At 39.7% G+C, this 19,533-nt stretch carries 17 protein-coding genes; 7 read left to right on the forward strand and 10 right to left on the reverse strand.

The features are described from left to right. Position 1 precedes the first annotated feature (1 nt). The gene (locus tag BGP15_RS06630) at positions 2 to 1,204 is read left to right on the forward strand and encodes an MFS transporter (protein ID WP_286769036.1); all 1,203 of its coding nucleotides are present in this window, start codon (positions 2 to 4) and stop codon (positions 1,202 to 1,204) included. A gap of 60 nt (positions 1,205 to 1,264) precedes the next feature. On the opposite strand, the gene BGP15_RS06635 is transcribed toward BGP15_RS06630, so the two are convergent. Together BGP15_RS06635 and BGP15_RS06640 are read right to left on the reverse strand one after the other, a co-directional pair. Continuing rightward, positions 1,265 to 2,065, reverse strand: a complete 801-nt coding sequence (locus BGP15_RS06635; protein WP_286769037.1) for a GNAT family N-acetyltransferase — start codon at positions 2,063 to 2,065, stop codon at positions 1,265 to 1,267. 7 nt (positions 2,066 to 2,072) lie between these two features. Then, on the reverse strand, positions 2,073 to 3,062 hold the full coding sequence (locus BGP15_RS06640; protein WP_286769038.1) for a GlxA family transcriptional regulator: 990 nt from the start codon (positions 3,060 to 3,062) through the stop codon (positions 2,073 to 2,075). Between the two features lie 305 nt (positions 3,063 to 3,367). On the opposite strand from BGP15_RS06640, the gene BGP15_RS06645 reads away from it, so the two are divergent. Continuing rightward, positions 3,368 to 4,294 carry an SRPBCC family protein gene (locus BGP15_RS06645; protein WP_286769039.1) on the forward strand — a complete coding sequence of 309 codons (927 nt, stop codon included), beginning with the start codon at positions 3,368 to 3,370 and terminating at the stop codon, positions 4,292 to 4,294. A 42-nt stretch (positions 4,295 to 4,336) separates the two neighbouring features. Here BGP15_RS06645 and BGP15_RS06650 read toward each other — a convergent pair whose 3' ends face one another. Beyond that, positions 4,337 to 5,206, reverse strand: a complete 870-nt coding sequence (locus tag BGP15_RS06650) for an alpha/beta hydrolase (RefSeq protein ID WP_286769040.1) — start codon at positions 5,204 to 5,206, stop codon at positions 4,337 to 4,339. 244 nt (positions 5,207 to 5,450) lie between these two features. On the opposite strand from BGP15_RS06650, the gene BGP15_RS06655 reads away from it, so the two are divergent. Further along, positions 5,451 to 6,320 carry a pirin family protein gene (locus BGP15_RS06655; RefSeq protein WP_070564311.1) on the forward strand — a complete coding sequence of 290 codons (870 nt, stop codon included), beginning with the start codon at positions 5,451 to 5,453 and terminating at the stop codon, positions 6,318 to 6,320. 115 nt (positions 6,321 to 6,435) lie between these two features. Here BGP15_RS06655 and BGP15_RS06660 read toward each other — a convergent pair whose 3' ends face one another. The 4 genes from BGP15_RS06660 to BGP15_RS06675 form a co-directional block, all read right to left on the reverse strand. Beyond that, complete coding sequence (locus BGP15_RS06660) at positions 6,436 to 7,671, reverse strand: MFS transporter (protein WP_286769041.1); 1,236 nt, start codon at positions 7,669 to 7,671, stop codon at positions 6,436 to 6,438. Positions 7,672 to 7,872: 201 nt separating this feature from the next. Beyond that, positions 7,873 to 9,108, reverse strand: a complete 1,236-nt coding sequence (locus BGP15_RS06665) for a TCR/Tet family MFS transporter (RefSeq protein ID WP_336828676.1) — start codon at positions 9,106 to 9,108, stop codon at positions 7,873 to 7,875. Between the two features lie 135 nt (positions 9,109 to 9,243). Further along, positions 9,244 to 9,714 (reverse strand): OsmC family protein, encoded by a 471-nt coding sequence (locus BGP15_RS06670; protein ID WP_070564298.1) that lies wholly within the window; start codon positions 9,712 to 9,714, stop codon positions 9,244 to 9,246. A 106-nt stretch (positions 9,715 to 9,820) separates the two neighbouring features. Continuing rightward, positions 9,821 to 10,273 (reverse strand): DinB family protein, encoded by a 453-nt coding sequence (locus BGP15_RS06675; RefSeq protein WP_112374770.1) that lies wholly within the window; start codon positions 10,271 to 10,273, stop codon positions 9,821 to 9,823. Between the two features lie 328 nt (positions 10,274 to 10,601). On the opposite strand from BGP15_RS06675, the gene BGP15_RS06680 reads away from it, so the two are divergent. Next, positions 10,602 to 11,711, forward strand: coding sequence for a sensor histidine kinase (locus BGP15_RS06680; RefSeq protein WP_286769042.1), 1,110 nt, complete (start codon positions 10,602 to 10,604; stop codon positions 11,709 to 11,711). 28 nt (positions 11,712 to 11,739) lie between these two features. After that, on the forward strand, positions 11,740 to 12,444 hold the full coding sequence (locus BGP15_RS06685) for a LytR/AlgR family response regulator transcription factor (RefSeq protein ID WP_115048652.1): 705 nt from the start codon (positions 11,740 to 11,742) through the stop codon (positions 12,442 to 12,444). On the opposite strand, the gene BGP15_RS06690 is transcribed toward BGP15_RS06685, so the two are convergent. From BGP15_RS06690 to BGP15_RS06700, 3 genes are all read right to left on the reverse strand, one after another. After that, the gene (locus BGP15_RS06690; RefSeq protein ID WP_286769043.1) at positions 12,400 to 15,531 is read right to left on the reverse strand and encodes a lantibiotic dehydratase; all 3,132 of its coding nucleotides are present in this window, start codon (positions 15,529 to 15,531) and stop codon (positions 12,400 to 12,402) included. The genes BGP15_RS06685 and BGP15_RS06690 overlap by 45 nt on opposite strands. A gap of 12 nt (positions 15,532 to 15,543) precedes the next feature. Continuing rightward, positions 15,544 to 15,912 (reverse strand): response regulator, encoded by a 369-nt coding sequence (locus BGP15_RS06695; protein ID WP_070564280.1) that lies wholly within the window; start codon positions 15,910 to 15,912, stop codon positions 15,544 to 15,546. A gap of 87 nt (positions 15,913 to 15,999) precedes the next feature. Beyond that, the gene (locus BGP15_RS06700) at positions 16,000 to 16,143 is read right to left on the reverse strand and encodes a hypothetical protein (RefSeq protein WP_159332940.1); all 144 of its coding nucleotides are present in this window, start codon (positions 16,141 to 16,143) and stop codon (positions 16,000 to 16,002) included. A gap of 455 nt (positions 16,144 to 16,598) precedes the next feature. Here BGP15_RS06700 and BGP15_RS06705 point away from each other — a divergent pair, with 455 nt between their 5' ends. Continuing rightward, positions 16,599 to 16,859 (forward strand): hypothetical protein, encoded by a 261-nt coding sequence (locus tag BGP15_RS06705; RefSeq protein ID WP_139144941.1) that lies wholly within the window; start codon positions 16,599 to 16,601, stop codon positions 16,857 to 16,859. 146 nt (positions 16,860 to 17,005) lie between these two features. Then, positions 17,006 to 19,423 carry a heavy metal translocating P-type ATPase gene (locus BGP15_RS06710; RefSeq protein ID WP_286769044.1) on the forward strand — a complete coding sequence of 806 codons (2,418 nt, stop codon included), beginning with the start codon at positions 17,006 to 17,008 and terminating at the stop codon, positions 19,421 to 19,423. Positions 19,424 to 19,533: the final 110 nt, after the last annotated feature.

The following is a 19,533-nucleotide window of genomic DNA, read 5'->3' on the forward strand; positions in this document are numbered from 1 at the left end:
TATGAAGAAGAGTTTATTAGCACTTGCACTAGGGGGATTAGGGATAGGTATTACCGAATTTAGTATAATGGGGATGTTACCGGACGTTGCCCAAAGCCTGCAAGTTTCAATTCCGGAAGCTGGTTATCTCATTACCGCTTATGCTTTGGGTGTTGTTATTGGTGCTCCACTATTGGTAGTTGCTATGAATCGGTTGTCGCCCCTTAAAACCCTGATTACCCTCATGGGATTATTTACTCTGTTTAATGGATTATCTGTGATTGCTCCAGACTTCGGTCTTTTGCTGGCGTCGCGTTTTATTTCAGGATTGCCGCATGGTGCTTTCTTCGGTGTAGGGTCTGTCATTGCTAGTCGATTGGCCGATCCTGGGAAAGAAGCGCAGGCGGTAGCGACGATGTATTCGGGATTGACCGTTGCCAATTTATTTGGGGTTCCATTGGGTACCTATATAGGGCATCATTTTTCATGGCGTTATACTTTCTTATTGATTGTTGTCGTCGGTATTTTGACCATGTTAGCCTTAAAGTTGTGGATGCCTAAAATGAAAGCAGCACCTAAAAATAATCCCTGGAAGGACTTTGGCATTTTTCGCAATGTGAATGTCTGGTTTATGGTTTTATTATTTTCAGTGGCCCCAGGGGCGTTGTTTGCCTGGATAAGTTATATTGCTCCGCTGATGACTGAAGTGTCTGGGATTGCTGATAAATACCTGCCGTATATTATGGTGTTGGCTGGATTGGGTATGTTTGTGGGGAATTTGATCGGCGGGAAGTTGACGGATACTTTTTCGCCAACAAAGGTGGTCGTAGCCGTATTGGTGGTTCAGATTTTATGTATGCTGGCTATTTATGGCCTGTCCGACAACGTTGGGATATCCTTGGTGATGACTTTTTTAACCGGAGTCACTACTTTTGCGCTTGTACCTTCGTTAACCCTATTATTGCTTAATTCGGTAAAGAGTGATGCTGAAATGTTGGTTGCTTCTCTGGGGCCTGCATGTTTTAATATTGCGAATGCGTTGGGTGCTTTTTTAGGTGGTGTGCCTATTAATCAAGGCTATGGTTACACTTCTCCAGCTTTGGTTGGTGCGGTAATGGCGGCATTAGGGATAGTCATTTCTTTATGTTACATCCAACGAAGCAAAAAGCAGCCGACTATGGATAACAAAGAAGTTCTTGAGGATGCCGTTGGTCAACTTTCATAATCCTTCATGTCGTCTTGAAATTTGTTGTCGGTCCTAAAAAAATAGCGAATAGGATTGATGTTAACCAATATTTCCACCAATTCTATTGAAGATAGACTTAAATTGAACATCGATATTTTCACCCAGGTACATGCGCTTGGCCCGGCGTTTTATAGGATTTCCTTGGTTCAATAGGAAGGAAACTGTGGTTGTATTCTCTTGAGGTAGTACAATTTTAGAATTTTGCCTTAAATAGAGTTTTAACAAAGCCATTCCGGCGGATTGTTTATTGGCGACAATAAGACCTTCTCCCAAAGTGGGAAGGTAATAGCCGCGGACAGTTTCGTTCTCCACATAGACAAAGCCAGCCGTGAAATGTGGTTCTATTTCGAACCGTCTATTTTCGGCAGCAGTTTTCTGGTCGAGTGCCAAAAGTTGCTCGCTATAACGGGATTGATAGTGCTGTATGTTGTGGTCCGGTTCTTCAAGCTGAGTGATCTGTATATCCTCAAAGAAAAGATAGAAAGAAGATTCCTTAAAGCCGAGTTTTGTGTAAACTGGTGCGCCCATATCCGTTGCAATGAGTTGGATGCTCTTGCATTTTTTGCTATTTGCTATACGAATAAGTTCTTGGGTGATGTGTTTCCCATAGCCTTTTCCTCTTTCATCGGCAGAAACGATAATATGTCCCAACCAGGCTACGTTACTATGGATAATGGTCGTACCTATGGCGACAATTTTCTGATCGACCAGGAGTTTTATGGGAAAACAAAAAGGGCTTTCTATATAGTGTTGTATTTTGATCGTGATATTGCCCCATCCTTCCGGACTTAGCGTTGTAATTATGGGAAGATCGGAAAACTGAATAGGATCAAAATTCATGTAGCCTCTATTTTATTGCGGTTTTATTGTACTTGTTTTTATATTCAAGGGGGGATAGTCCCGTAAACCGACGGAATATTTCACGGAAAGCCTTTACGTCAGTATACCCAATAGCGTACATTACTTCATTTACCGTTTTCCGCGAGCTTTCCAATTCCTTTTTTGCCGATTCCACTTTTATCCGTTGAAGATATTCCACAGGTGTATTACCTGTCGCTTTAATAAATCTACGGTCGAAATTCCGGCGTCCGACGGTGAATTTTTCAGATAACTTCTCCATGGAGATTTTTTCTGAGAAGTTATTCTCGAGATAGTCCTGTGCACGCATGACCATTTCATCGCCATGTGACTTTTGACCATTAAAGATCATAAAATCGGATTGCGTTTGTCTGGCAATATCAATTTGAAATATTTTGGAGCAATAAATCGCTGTCTGTCTGTCGTAAAACTTTTCAACCAGGTAAAGGAGGAGGTTGAGGAAGGAATAACCGCCACCATTGGTATAGATTCCCTGCTCATCGGTAATAATTTGTTCTGTTTTTAAGTTGACTTTGGGGAAGAGCTTATGGAAGTTTGCTGCTGATTTCCAATGGATAGAGCAGCTTTTGTTATCTAAAAGTCCCGTGGATGCGAGCAGATATGCACCGGTACACATGCTTGCTACATTTGCTCCTTTGGCATGATGGTGTAATATCCATTCTGAAAGAACGCTATTCCCAGCTTCTATTGCAGTAAAATTGGAAATGACAGCGGGTACAATAATGAGGTCTGTTTTTTGAATTGCAGTGATATCTTTCTGTGGCATGACCGTTAATAATCCATTGACAAAGTTACTCTGTTTAGAAACTCCTGCTAATTCTATAATAAATATAGGCTCCCTGTTCAGTTGATCGTAATAGCGGTTCGCTTCGGTAAATACATGGTATGTTCCAATAATGCACGATAGCGTATTAGGGCCTGTCTGACTGTCTGGAACTAAGATCGTTAGATGTTTCATGTTCAAAGTTCATAAGATCGAATAAACAATAACATGCCTATTTGATACTATTCAAATATACCTAAACGATTTGTCTAAATCAACCGCTGAGAATGTCTATTTTACACCCCTTTTTGTGTTTTAAAGTCCGTTATATTTGATCTACACATTAAAGTTAATACAACAAGATGGTACAAATGATCGCAATATATAAGTTGACCGAAGAATCTTGGCACCTCATGATGATGATGTTCAGATTTACATATTTGATTCGATTGAGGTATAGGAAGATAAGAAGTATGAGTTAATGGTTAAAAATACGAAGAATGATGAAAAAGGAAGATTTTAAAATGAGTATTACCGTTGATGCAGGTGCTCAACGCGTATTTGAAGCAATCAATAATGTCCGTGGATGGTGGTCTCAAAATATTGAAGGTCCAACTGCTGCTTTGCATGATGAGTTTATATATCATTATCAGGATGTACATCGTTGTCGAATACGAATAGAAACGATGGAAACAGATCGTAAAGTAGTCTGGCGGGTCCTCGAAAACTATTTTAAATTTACCCAGGATGAACGGGAATGGACTAATAGTTCCATTATCTTCGATATTGTTGAAGATGTAGGTACAACTACATTACATTTCATCCATCGTGGGCTTAATTCCCAGATGGAATGTTATAAGGTATGTCATGATGCCTGGACATATTACATAGCGGACAGCCTAAGACAATTGATTTTAACGGGGATGGGACAGCCTACTCCAAAGGAGGAAATAGCGCTGGACGCTATGGAAGAGAATCGCATACCACATGATCCTGGGACAAAAAGTATCTACCATAGATTGTTAATTGAAACTCCGGTAGAGACTGTTTACAAGGCGCTTACAACGGCGGAAGGACTAGCAGGCTGGTGGACACCAGATACGAAGGCAAAGCCAGAGATTGGTGCGATCCTGCGCTTTGGATTTGGTCCCAGCTATTTTAAAAATATGGAAGTTATTTCGCTGAAGCCTTATTCCAGGGTCGAGTGGCGCTGTGTCAAGGCATTTGAGGAATGGATTGGAACGACACTGACCTTTGAACTTGAACCTCAGCAAAAGGGATGTATGCTGCTGTTTCACCATGATGGCTGGACAAATTATAGTGCGGAATTCGCTTCCTGTAGTTTTGATTGGGCACTATTTTTCAGGAGTTTAAAATTTTTCTGTGAAAAAGGAAAGGGTTTTCCTTATCCCGAATTTAATGTATAAAATTCGGGAAGGGGCATAGTGTATTTTTGGTATAAAATGAGACTATCGCAATAGCTTGGCAATCGCATGCAGATAGTCTTTATTTTTAGAAAAATCATTATGTCCCTCCTTTGCCAACCGAATCAATTTATCCTGTTTTTTAAAGAATCTACTCAGTTTAATGGAAGAGTCAAAATAGACGGCTTTATCCTGGTCTCCGTGGAAGATGATCGTTCTACATTTTACTTTTTGTAATGCCGAAGCATTGTCGAAATGAAAGGGGAGCCCGCTTGTATCGAGCTCAGGAGCGATATGTTGCGTCCAATCTTCAAAACTATAGTAAGGTGCCTGAAGAATAAGTATTTTTGGGGCGTTATGCGAAGCAATAGTTGAAGCCAGTGCTGTACCCATCGATTGACCAATTATGATGATATGATCTTCCGGATAATGTTGTTTCAGGTTATCACAGACTATTTGCAGATCACTATAAAGTAGTTTTTCATTGGTTACTTTACCTTCACTTTTTCCGTAACCTCGGTAGTCTAACATAAAAAGATCATAGCCGTTATCAGTATAGATATTCGCAATTTTACCCCAAGTGTCTACCGCCCCATTACTGCCATGCAAATAGAAAATTAGTCCTTTGCTCTTGTCTGCCTTAAACAAGATCCCATGGAGTTTAACATGATCTGCTGTTGTGATAAATTTTTCTTCATATTTGCCCTGAAAATGGAAGGTTGAATCTTGGAGCTTTTTGCCTGGAAATAGTTGTTCCTCAAGGATCTCATTCCAGTTTGGTTTCACTTTAGCCTTACTATTGGCTTGCGCATGTACTACGAGGTATGAAAAGATGAATAGCAGGAGTAATAGCATTGGACGTGACCAAAGGTGACGATAGAATTTTGTTAATGCGGTGGTATTGTTTACGTGCATAAATATACTTGGTCTATGATTTTTATTTAAGTTACACATTTCTGTGGCATCCAGAAAATGTGGGAATTCCTAGTTTTAGCGGTATCTTTCTTATAAACTTAATCTAGGTTAAGTTTACGCCTTAATCTAGGTTGTTGGAAGCAGACTTCTTCTTGTCGTACCTTTGAGATAGCAATTTAAAATGAAGTGATCATTTAGGCTTCAACTTAAATTCATCAAGAACGATAAAAAAGGAGATTATAACATGAAAAAATCAATTGAAAGAATTTTCCAACGTCCAGCTCAACCTGGAATGGTAGGAGATGGATTTCGTGTATTTAATATGATACCAGGGAATGGGATTTCCCAAAAGAGGATGAGTCCATTTCTTTTACTGGATTTCAATGCAGCATTTGATTTTGGACCTTCGGATCATATTAGAGGCGTGGATGTACATCCGCATAAAGGATTTGAAACCGTGACTATCGCCTACAAAGGTAGTGTAGCCCATCATGACAGTTCGGGGAATAGCGGTGTTATTCGTCCAGGTGATGTACAATGGATGACTGCCGGCGCTGGCATATTGCATAAAGAGTACCATGAAGAGGAATTTTCAAAGAAAGGCGGATTATTTGAAATGGTTCAGCTCTGGGTTAATTTACCAGCGAAGGATAAATCAACAGCGGCGCACTATCAGGCAATTACTGCCGATCAGATGGGGAAAGTCGTGTTGCCCGATGCGGCAGGGGTAGTCAATGTCATCGCGGGGAAATTTCAGGATATGGTTGGACCAGCGAGCACCTATACACCCGTCAATCTATTTGACATCAAATTGGAAGAGCAACATGAAACGAACTTTTTGGTTCCACAAAATCATAATACAGCGATGCTCGTTGTGAATGGGGAGGTTGTGGTCAACGGTGAACTTGCTAAGGAGCATAGCTTTGTTTTATTTGGTCATGATGGTGAAGAGATTTCGATAAGGGCAAATAAAAATGCAGTTTTACTTGTGTTAAGTGGTGAACCCATTGATGAACCTATCGTGAGTTATGGCCCATTTGTAATGAATACACAGGCGGAGATTTACCAAGCCTTTGAAGATTTTCAAGCTGGCAAGTTTGGCGTACTTGAATAAATGAAATAAATTTCCATACATGGCTTATATCCTTAATATGTAGGCCATGTATGGAAATCAAAATAGAAAAGATTGTCCGTTAACTTGCATTTCTTTGGATTGTCGTGCTCAACGACTAAGAAAAGTTTTTTGGTCGTCTATCATAGCCGACATGCACGATGAGGACCAGTAGTGTACAACAAAAGCCGGCCAATACCACGCCATTCCATTGAAAGTATTTCCAAGCCAGGGAAGCCAAGTAACTACCCAATGATCCACCGGCAAAGTAACTAAACATATAGACTGTATTTAGTCGGTTGGTTGCCCCTAGATTTAAGGCAAAAAAAGCAGATTGATTGCTGATATGCATGGATTGTAAACCCAGGTCGATTAAGATTACACCGGTTATTAATCCGATATAGCTATTCCCTCCGATGTAGAATACAATCCAGCTCAATAGCAGGATAAATATGGAACCAAGAATAATGGTATACGTAGAAACACGCGTTGCAATTCGGCCGACCACTGATGCTGCCAGCGCGCCAACAGCCCCTATTAATCCGAAGGATCCCGCTACGGCAGAGCCTGCGTAGAAAGGAGCTTCCTGTAAATGAAATACTAATGTAATCCAAAAAGCACTGAATCCAGCAAAGCCTAAAGCCCCTCTGAGTGTAGATAGCCATAATACCGGTTGAGTTTTTGTCAGATGGACCAAGGAGTGCATTAATTGGAGATAAGTACCTTGAAATGTCGGTTTTACATCAGGTAGTGCGAAAGCTAATAATAACATGAATAAAACCATTAATGCTATAGCTATATAATAGATCGCTTGCCATCCCCAGATATCGCCAATAAATCCAGCTGCGACACGGGAAAGCAGAATACCCAATAGTAAGCCACTCATGACCATTCCGATTGATGAATTGCGTTTTTCGGGAGCAGCTAGTTCGGCCGTCAGGGGAACGAGCATTTGAGGAACGACAGAGCTGAATCCAACCATAAAGCTTGCCATATAGAGCAACTCGAGGGTGGGAGCTAAGACCATAGCCAATAAGGAGACTACGATCAGCAGAAATATGGTTAATATTAATTTCTTTCTTTTTATCATATCTCCCAAAGGGACGATAAAGAGCAGCCCGGTTGCAAAACCGATCTGGGTGAGCATTGCAATCATACTAATTGCAGCTTCACTGACGTGAAAGTCTTTTGCCATCAATCCCAAAAGCGGCTGATTATAATAGTTGTTGCCGACCACTATTCCCGTTGTCAAGGTAATAAGCCATAAAAGAGGCTTCGTCAATACAGGTCTATCCGGTTTTGAGTTTACTTGAGGTTCTATGTTTTGATCTGCAATGTTTGTTGTATGTACCATTTCGAATTGTATTTCCTTGGCCGCAAATTTAAAGAGAGAATTGTTGGCAGAAATGAAGAATTCGATCCATGAATTGAAGAATTGAAGTTTGATTAACATCAATAGTGTAAAACTCAACAGGCCTATGCAGTTCTTAGATGCATAGGCCTGTTGAGTTTTAAATGAAGATAGGCGAAAATATTGTGCACTGATCAATCAGGTTTAAAGATTTATTTGCTGATTTCTCTTTTTGCGAGAAGCATTATAGACAATGATCACACTAATCGTCATCAGGATAAATGCTAAGAAAAACGGCGCACCCGAAAATTTAAATGGTGCTTGGTCATGGGTGAAATAATAAAATAGGTTTGTCATCATCGGTGGACCAATAATCGATGTTGCACTCATCAAGCTTGTTAATGCACCTTGAAGTTCACCCTGTTCGTTTGAAGGAACATTTTTTGTAATAACCGATTGAAGAGCTGGTCCACAAATACCACCCAAGCAATAGGGGATAAGGAATACAAACATCATCCATCCTTCGCTTGCAAACGAGAATAACAGTAGTCCAATAGCATACAGGGTCAATCCATAGAAAATGCTTTTTTGTTCACCAAGTTTGGGCGTTGTCCATCGAATTAAGACACCCTGAACCAATCCAATCAATAATCCAATAACACCTAATGAGATACCCACCATTCTTTCTGTCCAGTCGAATTTATACATGGTGAAGAAGTTCCAGTTACTTTGAACTGCGTGGCCTGCGATATATATTAAAATTAAGGCAACGATTAATCCGGATATTTCTGGATGTTTTCCAAGAAACTTAAAGGATCCAATTGGATTTGCGCGTTTCCATTCAAAAGCTCTGCGTTTTTCTTTATCTAAGCTCTCAGGTAAGATAAAATAGCCATACAGGAAGTTTAGCATACACAGTCCTGCGGCTGCATAAAAGGGAACCCTGGCACCATAGTGACCGAGTAGACCGCCAATAACTGGGCCGATGATAAAGCCTAGACCAAATGCAGCGCCTATCAAACCAAAGTTCTTTGCCCGATCTTCATCGGTGGATATATCAGCGATATAAGCACTTGCCGTTGTGAAACTAGCACCTGTCAATCCAGCGATAACGCGTCCTAAGAATAACCAACCTATAGTTGGCGCGAGGGCAAGAAAGATGTAGTCTACCGCAAAGCCAAAAAGTGAAATCAATATAATTGGCCTTCTGCCATATTTATCGCTGAGGTTACCAACGACGGGAGAACAGATGAATTGCGTGAAAGCATAGGCAAAGCCGAGCCAACCGCCATATTTTGCCGCTTCACTAACATCGCTATGAATCAATTCCTCGATAAGTTTTGGGACGACAGGAATAATGATTCCCCAACCCGTAATATCGATTAGTAGTGTAATAAATATGAATCCGATTGCTGCTTTTTTCTTGGAATTTTCCATCATGATTCAAAAGTAATGAAATCCTTAAAAACTTGTTTGTTATTTAATTACTAATTTGTGGTGAGTGTCGCATTTTCGATAGCGTTAACAAATCGAAAAGAGGGAGCTTTTTTCTTTCGATAGCGTGCCCATTTCTGGTTAAATCGCTTGACATTTGGGATGGTGCAGCACCGTGAAATTACATGAATTCGCAATAAAACACAGTTTATTTGCTTGGGTATGTAAGGATAAAGCAAGTTCTATCTGGGATTCATCTGTGATGAGAACCTCGGGGTGTAATATAACTTCTGTAAAACGACCACTTCCATCTCCATCCGTTTCCAGGGTAGCGATAGCATTGTCCTTATAGGATAAAATCTCGATGCTATTTTTCGAGCAGACGTATAAATAGGACATCATGTGGCAAGAAATCAGGCTGCTCAGCAGCAAATCTTCCGGATTGTACAATGCAGGGTCACCCTTGAATGCTTTTGCTGCGGAAACTTGCAGGTCAGCTTTCCCCTCGATCGCGATGTGATGGCTTTTTGTATAAATTTTTGAACCTACAACACTAGGCTGTTCAGGATGATTCCAAGCCAAGGACGCTTTAAAGATATGTTTGTAACTCATTTTGTTTCAAATTTAAGGTCTTCTCCGATATTATAGAACGTCTAGTCCGCCAACTGCAACTACTTCGTTTGTCATCAGACCACGGCGGCGTCTGATGACAGTACTGTTATGTGCGAACAAAAGTGATATAATCTGTGTTGACAGGTTCAATGCCATTTTTTCGCATTTCGCTTGCTATTTGCGCCCTGTGATAGGTGCCATGATTAAAGACGTGTAACAGAATGTCGTTGGCCTTGTTATGAAAAGCCTGATGCTGTGTGTTTGTATAATTGACAATTTCATCCTCCGTATCATTTCTGCGCCGAATTTGCTGCCTAAATCCTTCAGAAGCTAAATCGTGATACCTTTGGCAATCGATGATACTGTGCTCATCCCAAACACCAACAGGTGGTTTTTCACCAGTTAATCGACTTAACCAAATAATCTGAGCATTGACAATATGGCTAAAGAGCCGTATGCAAGAATGAGGTACATTTTCGCCTTCACTTTTCAATTTATCCAGGAGTGCTGTATTGGCCCAGTTATTATATAACCAAAGCTGCATAAAAGTAGTTGACATCTAATTGTTGTTTATGTGGGTTCTATAAAATTAAATATACGGAAGATCGCAATAAATTTTTTGCCAACCCCATCAATCGTTCATTTTATGGACAATTTATGGTTGAAAATTTAAAGCAATATATTTGTTACAATTTTATTCTTTTCTACGTAATTCTATTTTTTGGTTTGTTCAGATCTTAATTGAGATATATTCAGATTGTTAGCGTTATAGGTTGTTGTTTTTTGTCGCAGAAATGTCTTTTTGCGTTCTCGCATAGCAAGTCAGACTACCACAGACTAAAGGATATCATTATATTAGACTGATATTATCGAAAAGTATGCTATCTATGAACAGGTTTTTCCAAAATTACAATACGGGAAAACGTATTATTCTTCATTTGTGTTTTTGGTTTTTGGTTTTGGGAATGCAATTCATTTCCTATCAGCGGATAGATATTGATAATTCCTGGATTTTGTTTGTAAAGGACGTATTTTCTTTGTTGACCATATTTTATGTAACAGCGTATGTCATCATTCCGCGCTGGTTTATTCCTGGAAAGTTTGTGTTGTGTATATTGTGGTTATTGTTTATTTATGCCTGGTGGTCGTTTCTAAGTTATTTTGCAGCCCTATTAACATTGAAATATCTAACACCAGATGTTCGCCTGTCAAGCTATCTTGAAATAATACTAAGTCAAGGAATCTTCGGTGCTTTTCGCCTTTCTTCCATTAGCGATTATTTGTTGGATTTTATTTTTCTGGTGGCCCTGCCTTTGACCGTAAAAATTGTACAGGCGTTTATGTCTGTCCGAAATTCAAAAATGAAACTCGAATTGAAAAATTCAGCACTTGAGTTGAACAATGTCCAGTTGGAACTTGCTTTTCTAAAATACCAGATTAATCCACATTTTTTACTTAACACACTTTATAGCATCTATGTGCTGGTATCCGATCATGATGAAAGAGGCGGCGAAAGTATGATGCGTTTAAGCAGTATGATGGTGTATTTACTGCATGAAAGTAATCAACCCAGGATAGAAATTAGTCGCGAATTTCAATTGCTAAAGGATTATGTTGAATTGGAAAAGTTACGCTATAGCGAGACCGTGCAGATCAATCTAAATTTGGCGGCTGAAGACGAAAGCTGCATGATGGTTCCTTTGATCTTTTTTCCGTTTGTAGAAAATGCATTCAAACACGGACCTCGGCTAAGTTCTTCGGCGGGATGGATATCCATAGACATTAAGGTGAAGGATGACAAGGTGTATATGCACGTGGCTAATGCATATAGGGAACTTTCAAAACCAGAAAATTATATCGGCGGATTAGGGATAGAAAATGTAAAAAAGCGACTGGAACTTCATTATCCTCATCATCATAATTTGAAAATAAAGTCGCATGAGGGTGTATTTAGTGTTAATCTTGTTGTAACTTTACATTCGGAAACAGAACCGTAGCACCAAAGCAGCGGGTTGCGAAGTACTTATGAATAGAATTAAAACTATCCTTATTGAAGATGAGCCTATTGCGAGAGGTCGCCTGGAGAAATTAGTTTCCAAATTAGGCCTGATCGAAATATTGGGTGTATTTGAAAACCCATTGCAAGCAATTGACGTTTTAAGGCAGCAGGAGGTAGATCTCATTTTGTCCGATATAGATATGCCTGAAATGGATGGAATTACCTTTCTCAAAGGACTTGCTCATCCACCATTTGTTGTTTTTATAACTGGGCATTATGAGTATGCTGTTGATGGGTTTGAATTGGAAGTAATCGATTATATCTTAAAGCCACTCCTGACGGAAGAGCGATTGATCAAGGCAATTGAAAAAGTTCAAAAGGCAATCTTGTTTTCTCGAAGAGGGGCACAGGGTGAAAGAAAAGCGATTAAGATAAAGGATCGGAACAAAACTATTTTTATAGATCCTGCAGATATTTTCTATTTAAAAGCCTGGGGGGATTACATTCAAATTTATACGTTAGAAGGTATGCAGACTTTGCTGTCGACCATGAAAGATATGGAAGCAGAACTGCCTTGGGATATGTTTGCTCGTATGCATCGATCCTATATTGTCAATATCAAACAGATCAAGGGTGTTGAGGCAAGTAAAGTCATTCTGAAAAATGGGACAGAACTCGGTATTGGTTTACAATATCGTAATCAGCTCTTCGCGAAGATGGGACTTATATAATTTATCGGGTTCATAGGTTATACGTTTTTTCTGTTTCCCAATTTGCATTTTATAATAGCCAACCATAAAATGGTAAACAGCAAGTTCATGTAAGCGTTGATCGGACATGAACAATCGGTTAATGAACATATGAATGTAGCTTGATAGTAACGATGTTCGGGCTGACTTGAATTCATCTTGATCGGTATGACTCCGTAAGGTGTTAAATATGCTGTATTGAAGTGCATTTAGTTTCTTTTTCGATTCTTCAGGGTTGTCTAAAGGTTTGTCGAACCAGTCTTTTTTCTCTTTAAACTTATTGTTGAGATGAATCCAAAGGTTTTTATTATTATCAAATTCTTGCTGATAAAGGGTATTCATCTGTAGGCAGAAATCTCTTTTCTCGATCAGTGTAAATTTTGCAGCTTCTAATAGCGACTCAATATTTTCGAAAGCCAGGCGCCATCGATCATTGATTGAAGTACTTTGTTGGATAACCTTCAGTACCGTTTCGCTCTGTTGATAGAATAGCTCCTCACTAAGTTCCATACAAAATGGTGTATATCGTTCAATCTCCCGTGTATAAGTGTCAAAGGATAGCGTTGATATCTGTCCATCTTTAATAAACTGTTCCAATAGGGTATTAAGCGTGGATATAACGAAATAATACTGGCTTGGATCTGAAAGCTCAACTCTAAATCGAATGTGGGGCGATGGATCGTTGTAGCGTATAAAAAACCATTTTTTTAGGACATCTTGTTGATTAAGTGTCGCTACGATTAGGGGGAAAATTTCCTTTAACAAGGTGTCTGCAACATGTAAACCACAATAGATCTTGGCGTAAAGCCATTCACTGCCCAAGGGGAAGCATCTTTTTAGGTTACTTTCTTGAGGGGCTGATTCATTTGTGAAAGTCTCCTGCTGTGATTCTATTGGAATAATGATTTCGTTGGCAAAAATATGTCCATCTTTATCGCAGACTACTGATGAATAGTCATTCAGGATATATTCGGTTAATATGATCTCTCTTTTGCACATATGATCCAATACGATTTCTATGCAAAAAGGATTGTCTAAATTTATCAACAATTCATTATCGCCACTGCTGATGATGACCATTGCAGGAATTGCTAGCTCCGCTTGTATATTTTTTATGAAAGCCTGAGGGGTACTGGGGTATTTCGCTATTTTTTGAATTCGCCATTGTGCTCTAGACAAGATAATATTTTTGTAGCTTGTTCTTGGGAGTCTCGGCTGCTCCTTCATAATCCCCCAATTCCAGGAAAGATCCAACCTATTATTTTGGAACTGAAAATCTGCGAGAAACTTATATATATTCATACCCTGTTCAAAATTGTGGGCGGTAGTTAAACGGGGTATAACCATTTTATTGAATTTCCTGGACCACAAGATTAGGCGCTGGTCTTTGATGAACAGGTATAAGTCATTAACATCAATTTGCTCTTGTTCTTTATCGATTGTCGGGCTTAGACAAATTGATGCTTTTCGCAGCGCAGGTCTATAAATGATATTTCCAGCATTATTGTCTGGGTAATGACAAATCTCGGCAAGTATCGCATTTGGAAACTGCTGTTGCTCTGTGTCGGCAGATTCCTTCAACTTGTTATTCAATTTTTCATCCAGATGTGCAAATCTGGAAATTAAGTTTCCTGATGACGAACCACCAATGGTAACCAGATTGAAGAATAAGTTTTCCTGACATGAACTTCTAAGGAGATTGCCGATGGCATAGCATGAAGAAGGGATCGTATTGACAGTTTGTTTACGTTGTTTAGCGATATGATCTAGATCTTCGCTGGTCAGCTGAATTTCGGTGAATTGATTTTTTACACTTTCTACAAATTTTTCAATGACCAGATCTTGATAATGGTGGTCGCCATATTTTTTTTCGCCCGCCGGGGTGATGTTGTTAACTTCCCCGAGTATTTCATCCGTTATATTGTAAACACCTTCTTGACGTCCGTAACCAATCCCAATATCGGGGTCTAGAGCTGTCGTTAGCGGAACCATTCTATCTTCATATTTAACAGAGAACGCAGCTCTAAACCGATCAAAATCTGTTAACTTAGCCTGGCTGCAAAGTGGTAGTAAATCCTGAAATTGATCTCTTATGTGATCTAATGCGGTATCTGATAAATTGTTTTCGTCCATCCCTATGAGAAGGTCCCCCTGTAACGAATTGGTCATATCGAGGTCTGGAGCCAAAGGCTGCAATAATTTAAGGATGGCGGTTCGGATCTCAATGACAGATTGAGAACTATGAAGCCATTTTCTTATCGTTAATAAAGGATTTAAATAATTTCCCTCCTTATCCACTCTTTCAAGCGTCGTTATCAGGCTGTCCAGATAACCTCGGCCAATGACATTGGGCTGTAATTCAGAGGATATGATTCCAAGGCTGATGAGGTTATTGACGAATAGGGCCGCATGCGTTATCGATGCTCCAAGACCTTGCAGCAGATCGATTAATGATTGATAGTGGCTGGTTCTCTTATTGTGTTCAAAGTATTGGATGACTCGATCCAAAACTGGAGTAAGCCTTATACGTTTCAGGATATGCTGTCCTTTCTTCCCATTTGTCACTTTTTGATAATATTTGTAATATTTACCATCTAAGTATAAGGTGGGATTGAGACGATAATAGAGTTGACTGTAAATTCTTTTGTCTTTTGATATCTGTTCAATAATTTTTGTCAAAATGGTGGTATCCAGTTTTAAAACAGCTTGATTTGCATTTGACCTGATTAACGATACCTTTTTTTCGGAGACGGCAATGTTCCCAAAAGATACCCCTGCGAATAAACCGAAAGGCGTACTTCTGGTGCTCATCCTAATCGCATATTTGAGTAGTGAAGCGATCATTTTTGAGCTGCTTTCTTTCTTGTATTCAAGCCATTTTTGAACTTCCGCCGAGAAGGCCGGGCTTGCCAGAAATAAGGCTTCTTTTAATTGCTCAATTTGAAACAAATGACGAAGTTTCTCTTCTATTTCATGTCGCTCAGTTATCGTTAAAAGATCAACGGCAGATGCAGCTGGAAGTAGCGGCGTGCGCAGAAGAAAATAATCGGATAAGTGGAATAATGACATGAATTAGTTGGACTAGTATTGCATGACTTGTTTTATACAAGACTGAAACATCTGGGGCGAAATTGGTTTTTGCAGCGCAAAATGCTTCCTGTTTTTGATAAATTCTGGATATTGCCAACGTGACACGGCAGAGGTGATGATCAGGATTGGAATATCAGCGATCAATTCGGCTAGTGTATTAATATTACCGCCGCTAACAATGAGATCGAGGAATAGGATGTCTGCAGATTTTAGATCATGGCTAAATAATGCTGGATTTTCAATGTCTTCAACCATCTTAATCAATTGAAGATCTGGAAACATGTGAATGTATTCAACTATTTTTTTTGTCGCCAGTGGTTCATCCTCAATGAGAATACATTTAAGCTTGGGTGAAGTCATATACTCGATTCTTTTTTTATTTATTAGGCAATGAAGACGATTGCTGTAAAGGCGCCTACCAGAACGCCTTCACAGCGTTATCCTCTTTTATATTACTTTTGAAGATGTAACTGTCTTAATAGTTACCAGTTCCATATCATCAAAATCAAAAAATGAGATCGGTTCTACCGCGCAGACAGTTTGTACATCCAGTACAAAATCCTCTGCTAAAAAATTTTCAATGTTTTCCATAGTTATACGTTTAAATTGTAAACAAATGTGCTCGCTATGGAAAAGAACAACGAAAAATATCGACAGAATTGAAAATGAATCAGACGAACTAAAGAATCTATTCGACGAAAAAAATAGTGTCTGTTGCTATTTATGTTCGCGATGTAGTAGACTTTGTTTGCAGAGCCTGCCAGATCATCATGGACATTGAAAGAAGTTCTATCGTGTGTTTCTGGAAAATTCGACGAAATAGCATTTGAATACGATGAAACAGCAGTAGCTTCATTGTAGTATTCCATCTGGTTCGTTATCTTAGATTCATCTATTTTAGCATCAAAAAACCATTTCTTTAGCCATTAAAGCCATGTAGCTTAAATAGATCAACCAACGAGAGGGCTTGAGGTAATTCCTTAAACCAAAAAAGCATCTACCAAAAAAATAGGTGAGTAGTGTGGGCGCGTAAAACAAATGAGAATATGAATTTATCTAATGAAATGTATGGTTTTTTGAAAAGAGAAGGTTTACGGTTATTTAGAAAAAAAGTAAGCTGGCAGACCTCTGCGAGATATCAAATCTATGGAGATGGAAAAACAAAGATCGGTGTCGCATTTGACAGAATTCAAAATTTTATCGATGAAGATACCAGTGCATCCGGCTGGAGTGGAATGGAAAAGATTAAACTCGAAGAACGGGGTGATTATATTATCTATGGTTTTGTTGAGAAAATTGAAAGCTAAAGAAGAGTTCTCCATCTAATTTTTCCATTGAGCTTGACCTTTCGTATTTTATTATCGAGTAAATTTTACAAATCAATTCCTTAATTGTGTAATGACTTTAATCTTATTTGTGGCCAAATTTGTTGTGTAAAATTAAACAATAAGTTATGGCGACAGATATTTATAAGGATACGGTTTATCTACCTTTAGAAGATGTTGAAAGCGAACATTGTGCATCAATTGTCGAAAAAGGACTGGCCCAGGTTAAAGGCCTAGCGAGCTATCGGGTGGAATTGAATAACCACAGAGCTGCTATCGTACCGAAGGATAGTGAAGCCGTCGTTAGCAGTGTAAAAACGATCAAAGATCTTGGTTATGGTATTTCTACATTAACCAAAACATTTCCAGTTCTTGGGATGACTTGTGCCTCCTGCGCCAGTAGCGCTGAAAGTATGGCGAAATATGAACAAGGGGTTGTCAATGCGTCTGTAAATTTTGCAACAGGAAACCTTACGGTGGAGTATTTGCCTAATATTACGGATCATTTAAAAATCCAGAAAGCGGTTCAGGCTGGTGGCTATGATTTATTAATCGAAGATGAATCTACTCAGCAGGAAACGTTGGAGGCTATTCACGCCGAGAAATTCCGTAAGCTTAAAATCAAAACTCGATGGGCAGTAATACTTTCGCTTCCCGTGGTCGTGATAGGTATGTTCTTTATGGATATGCCGTACGCAAATCCTATTATGTGGCTGTTTTCCACGCCAGTAGTTCTTTGGCTGGGCAAGGACTTTTTTGTCAACGCGTGGAAACAGGCAAAACATCGTTCGGCAAATATGGATACGCTTGTTGCGTTAAGCACGGGAATAGCCTACATCTTTAGTGTGTTTAATATGCTCTTTGCTGAATTTTGGCATCAGCGTGGCTTGCATGCACATGTGTATTTTGAGGCCGCCTCAGTCGTCATTGCTTTTATTTTATTGGGTAAACTACTGGAAGAGAAGGCTAAAGGTAACACCTCATCCGCCATTAAAAAGCTAATGGGCCTGCAGCCTAAGACGGTGATGGTCATTCAATCGGATGGAACAGAGCGTCAGGTCGCTATAGAAGCCGTTAATACCGGCGATATTATTCTGGTGAAACCAGGGGAGAAGATCGCCGTTGATGGGGTTGTTATCAGTGGAAATTCCTATGTTGACGAAAGTATGTTAAGCGGAGAGCCGGTCCCTGTTTTAAAAATGGGCAATGAGCAGGTATTTGCAGGGACGATCAACCAGAAGGGCAGTTTTCAGTTCAAAGCTACAAAAGTTGGCCGGGAAACAATGCTTGCCCAGATCATTAAAATGGTACAGGATGCACAAGGAAGCAAGGCTCCTGTGCAAAAACTGGTCGATCGAATTGCTGCTGTATTTGTTCCTATTGTCATTGGTATTGCTATTTTAACTTTTCTACTGTGGTTTACTTTAGGTGGAGAAAACCATCTGGTACAGGGTTTATTGGCGGCAGTAACGGTTTTGGTTATCGCTTGTCCTTGTGCACTGGGTTTAGCAACTCCCACAGCAATCATGGTGGGAGTGGGTAAGGGAGCTGAACAGGGTATTTTAATTAAAGATGCGGAAAGTCTGGAGCTGGCCAAAAAGGTAAATACAGTTGTTTTGGATAAAACCGGCACCATTACGGAAGGAAAACCTGTGGTCACTGACCTGTATTGGAAAAATGATGAGGATAGTTTGAAAGGTATCTTGTTGAGCCTGGAGAAACAGTCAGAGCATCCATTGGCAGAAGCTGTAGTCGGGTATTTTAAAGATGTAAAAGCTACTCCAGTATCCTTTATTGAAAGTATTACTGGGAAAGGTGTTAAAGGCAGTGATGGAATCGAAACGTACTCTGTAGGTAATCGCAGGTTGTTGGATGAGAATGGGATCACAATTCCGACGGATTTGATGGAACATGGCACCCAATGGGAAAATCAATCCAAAACAGTGATCTGGTTTGCCAACAGTTATACTGCGTTAGCGGTAATAGCCATTGCGGACCGGATTAAGGAAACTTCTGTGCGTGCTATCAAGGAGATGCAGGCCATGGGCATTGAGCTATATATGCTGACTGGTGACAACGAGGCTACGGCTAGGGCCATTGCCGCGGAAACAGGTCTTCAGCATTACAAAGCGGAAGTATTGCCAGAGCACAAAGCTGATTTTGTTAAAGAATTGCAGCAAAGAGGGCAGGTGGTCGCTATGGTTGGGGACGGTATTAATGACAGTACAGCCTTAGCAACGGCCGATGTCAGTATTGCAATGGGTAAAGGAAGTGATATTGCCATGGATGTGGCGAAAATGACAATTATTTCTTCTGATTTGACGAAGATACCGCAGGCCATTCGACTTTCGAAACAAACGGTCGCGACGATTAAGCAAAATTTGTTCTGGGCTTTTATTTATAATTTAATTGGGATTCCCCTCGCTGCAGGTATTCTGTATCCATTCAATGGTTTCCTTTTAAACCCGATGATAGCTGGAGCTGCAATGGCATTGAGCAGTGTAAGTGTTGTCAGTAATAGCTTGCGACTTCGCTGGAAAAAATAGCTAACTATGGTTGAGGCCTAGACCTCATCTTAAACGGTAAATATTGCAAAACAAAATAGAAAAACTGTAAATACAACCCATCGAATTAAAGGGATATTTGTATAGATAAT

Source organism: Sphingobacterium sp. 40-24 (assembly GCF_001899705.1).
Taxonomy (GTDB): Bacteria; Bacteroidota; Bacteroidia; order Sphingobacteriales; family Sphingobacteriaceae; genus Sphingobacterium; species Sphingobacterium multivorum.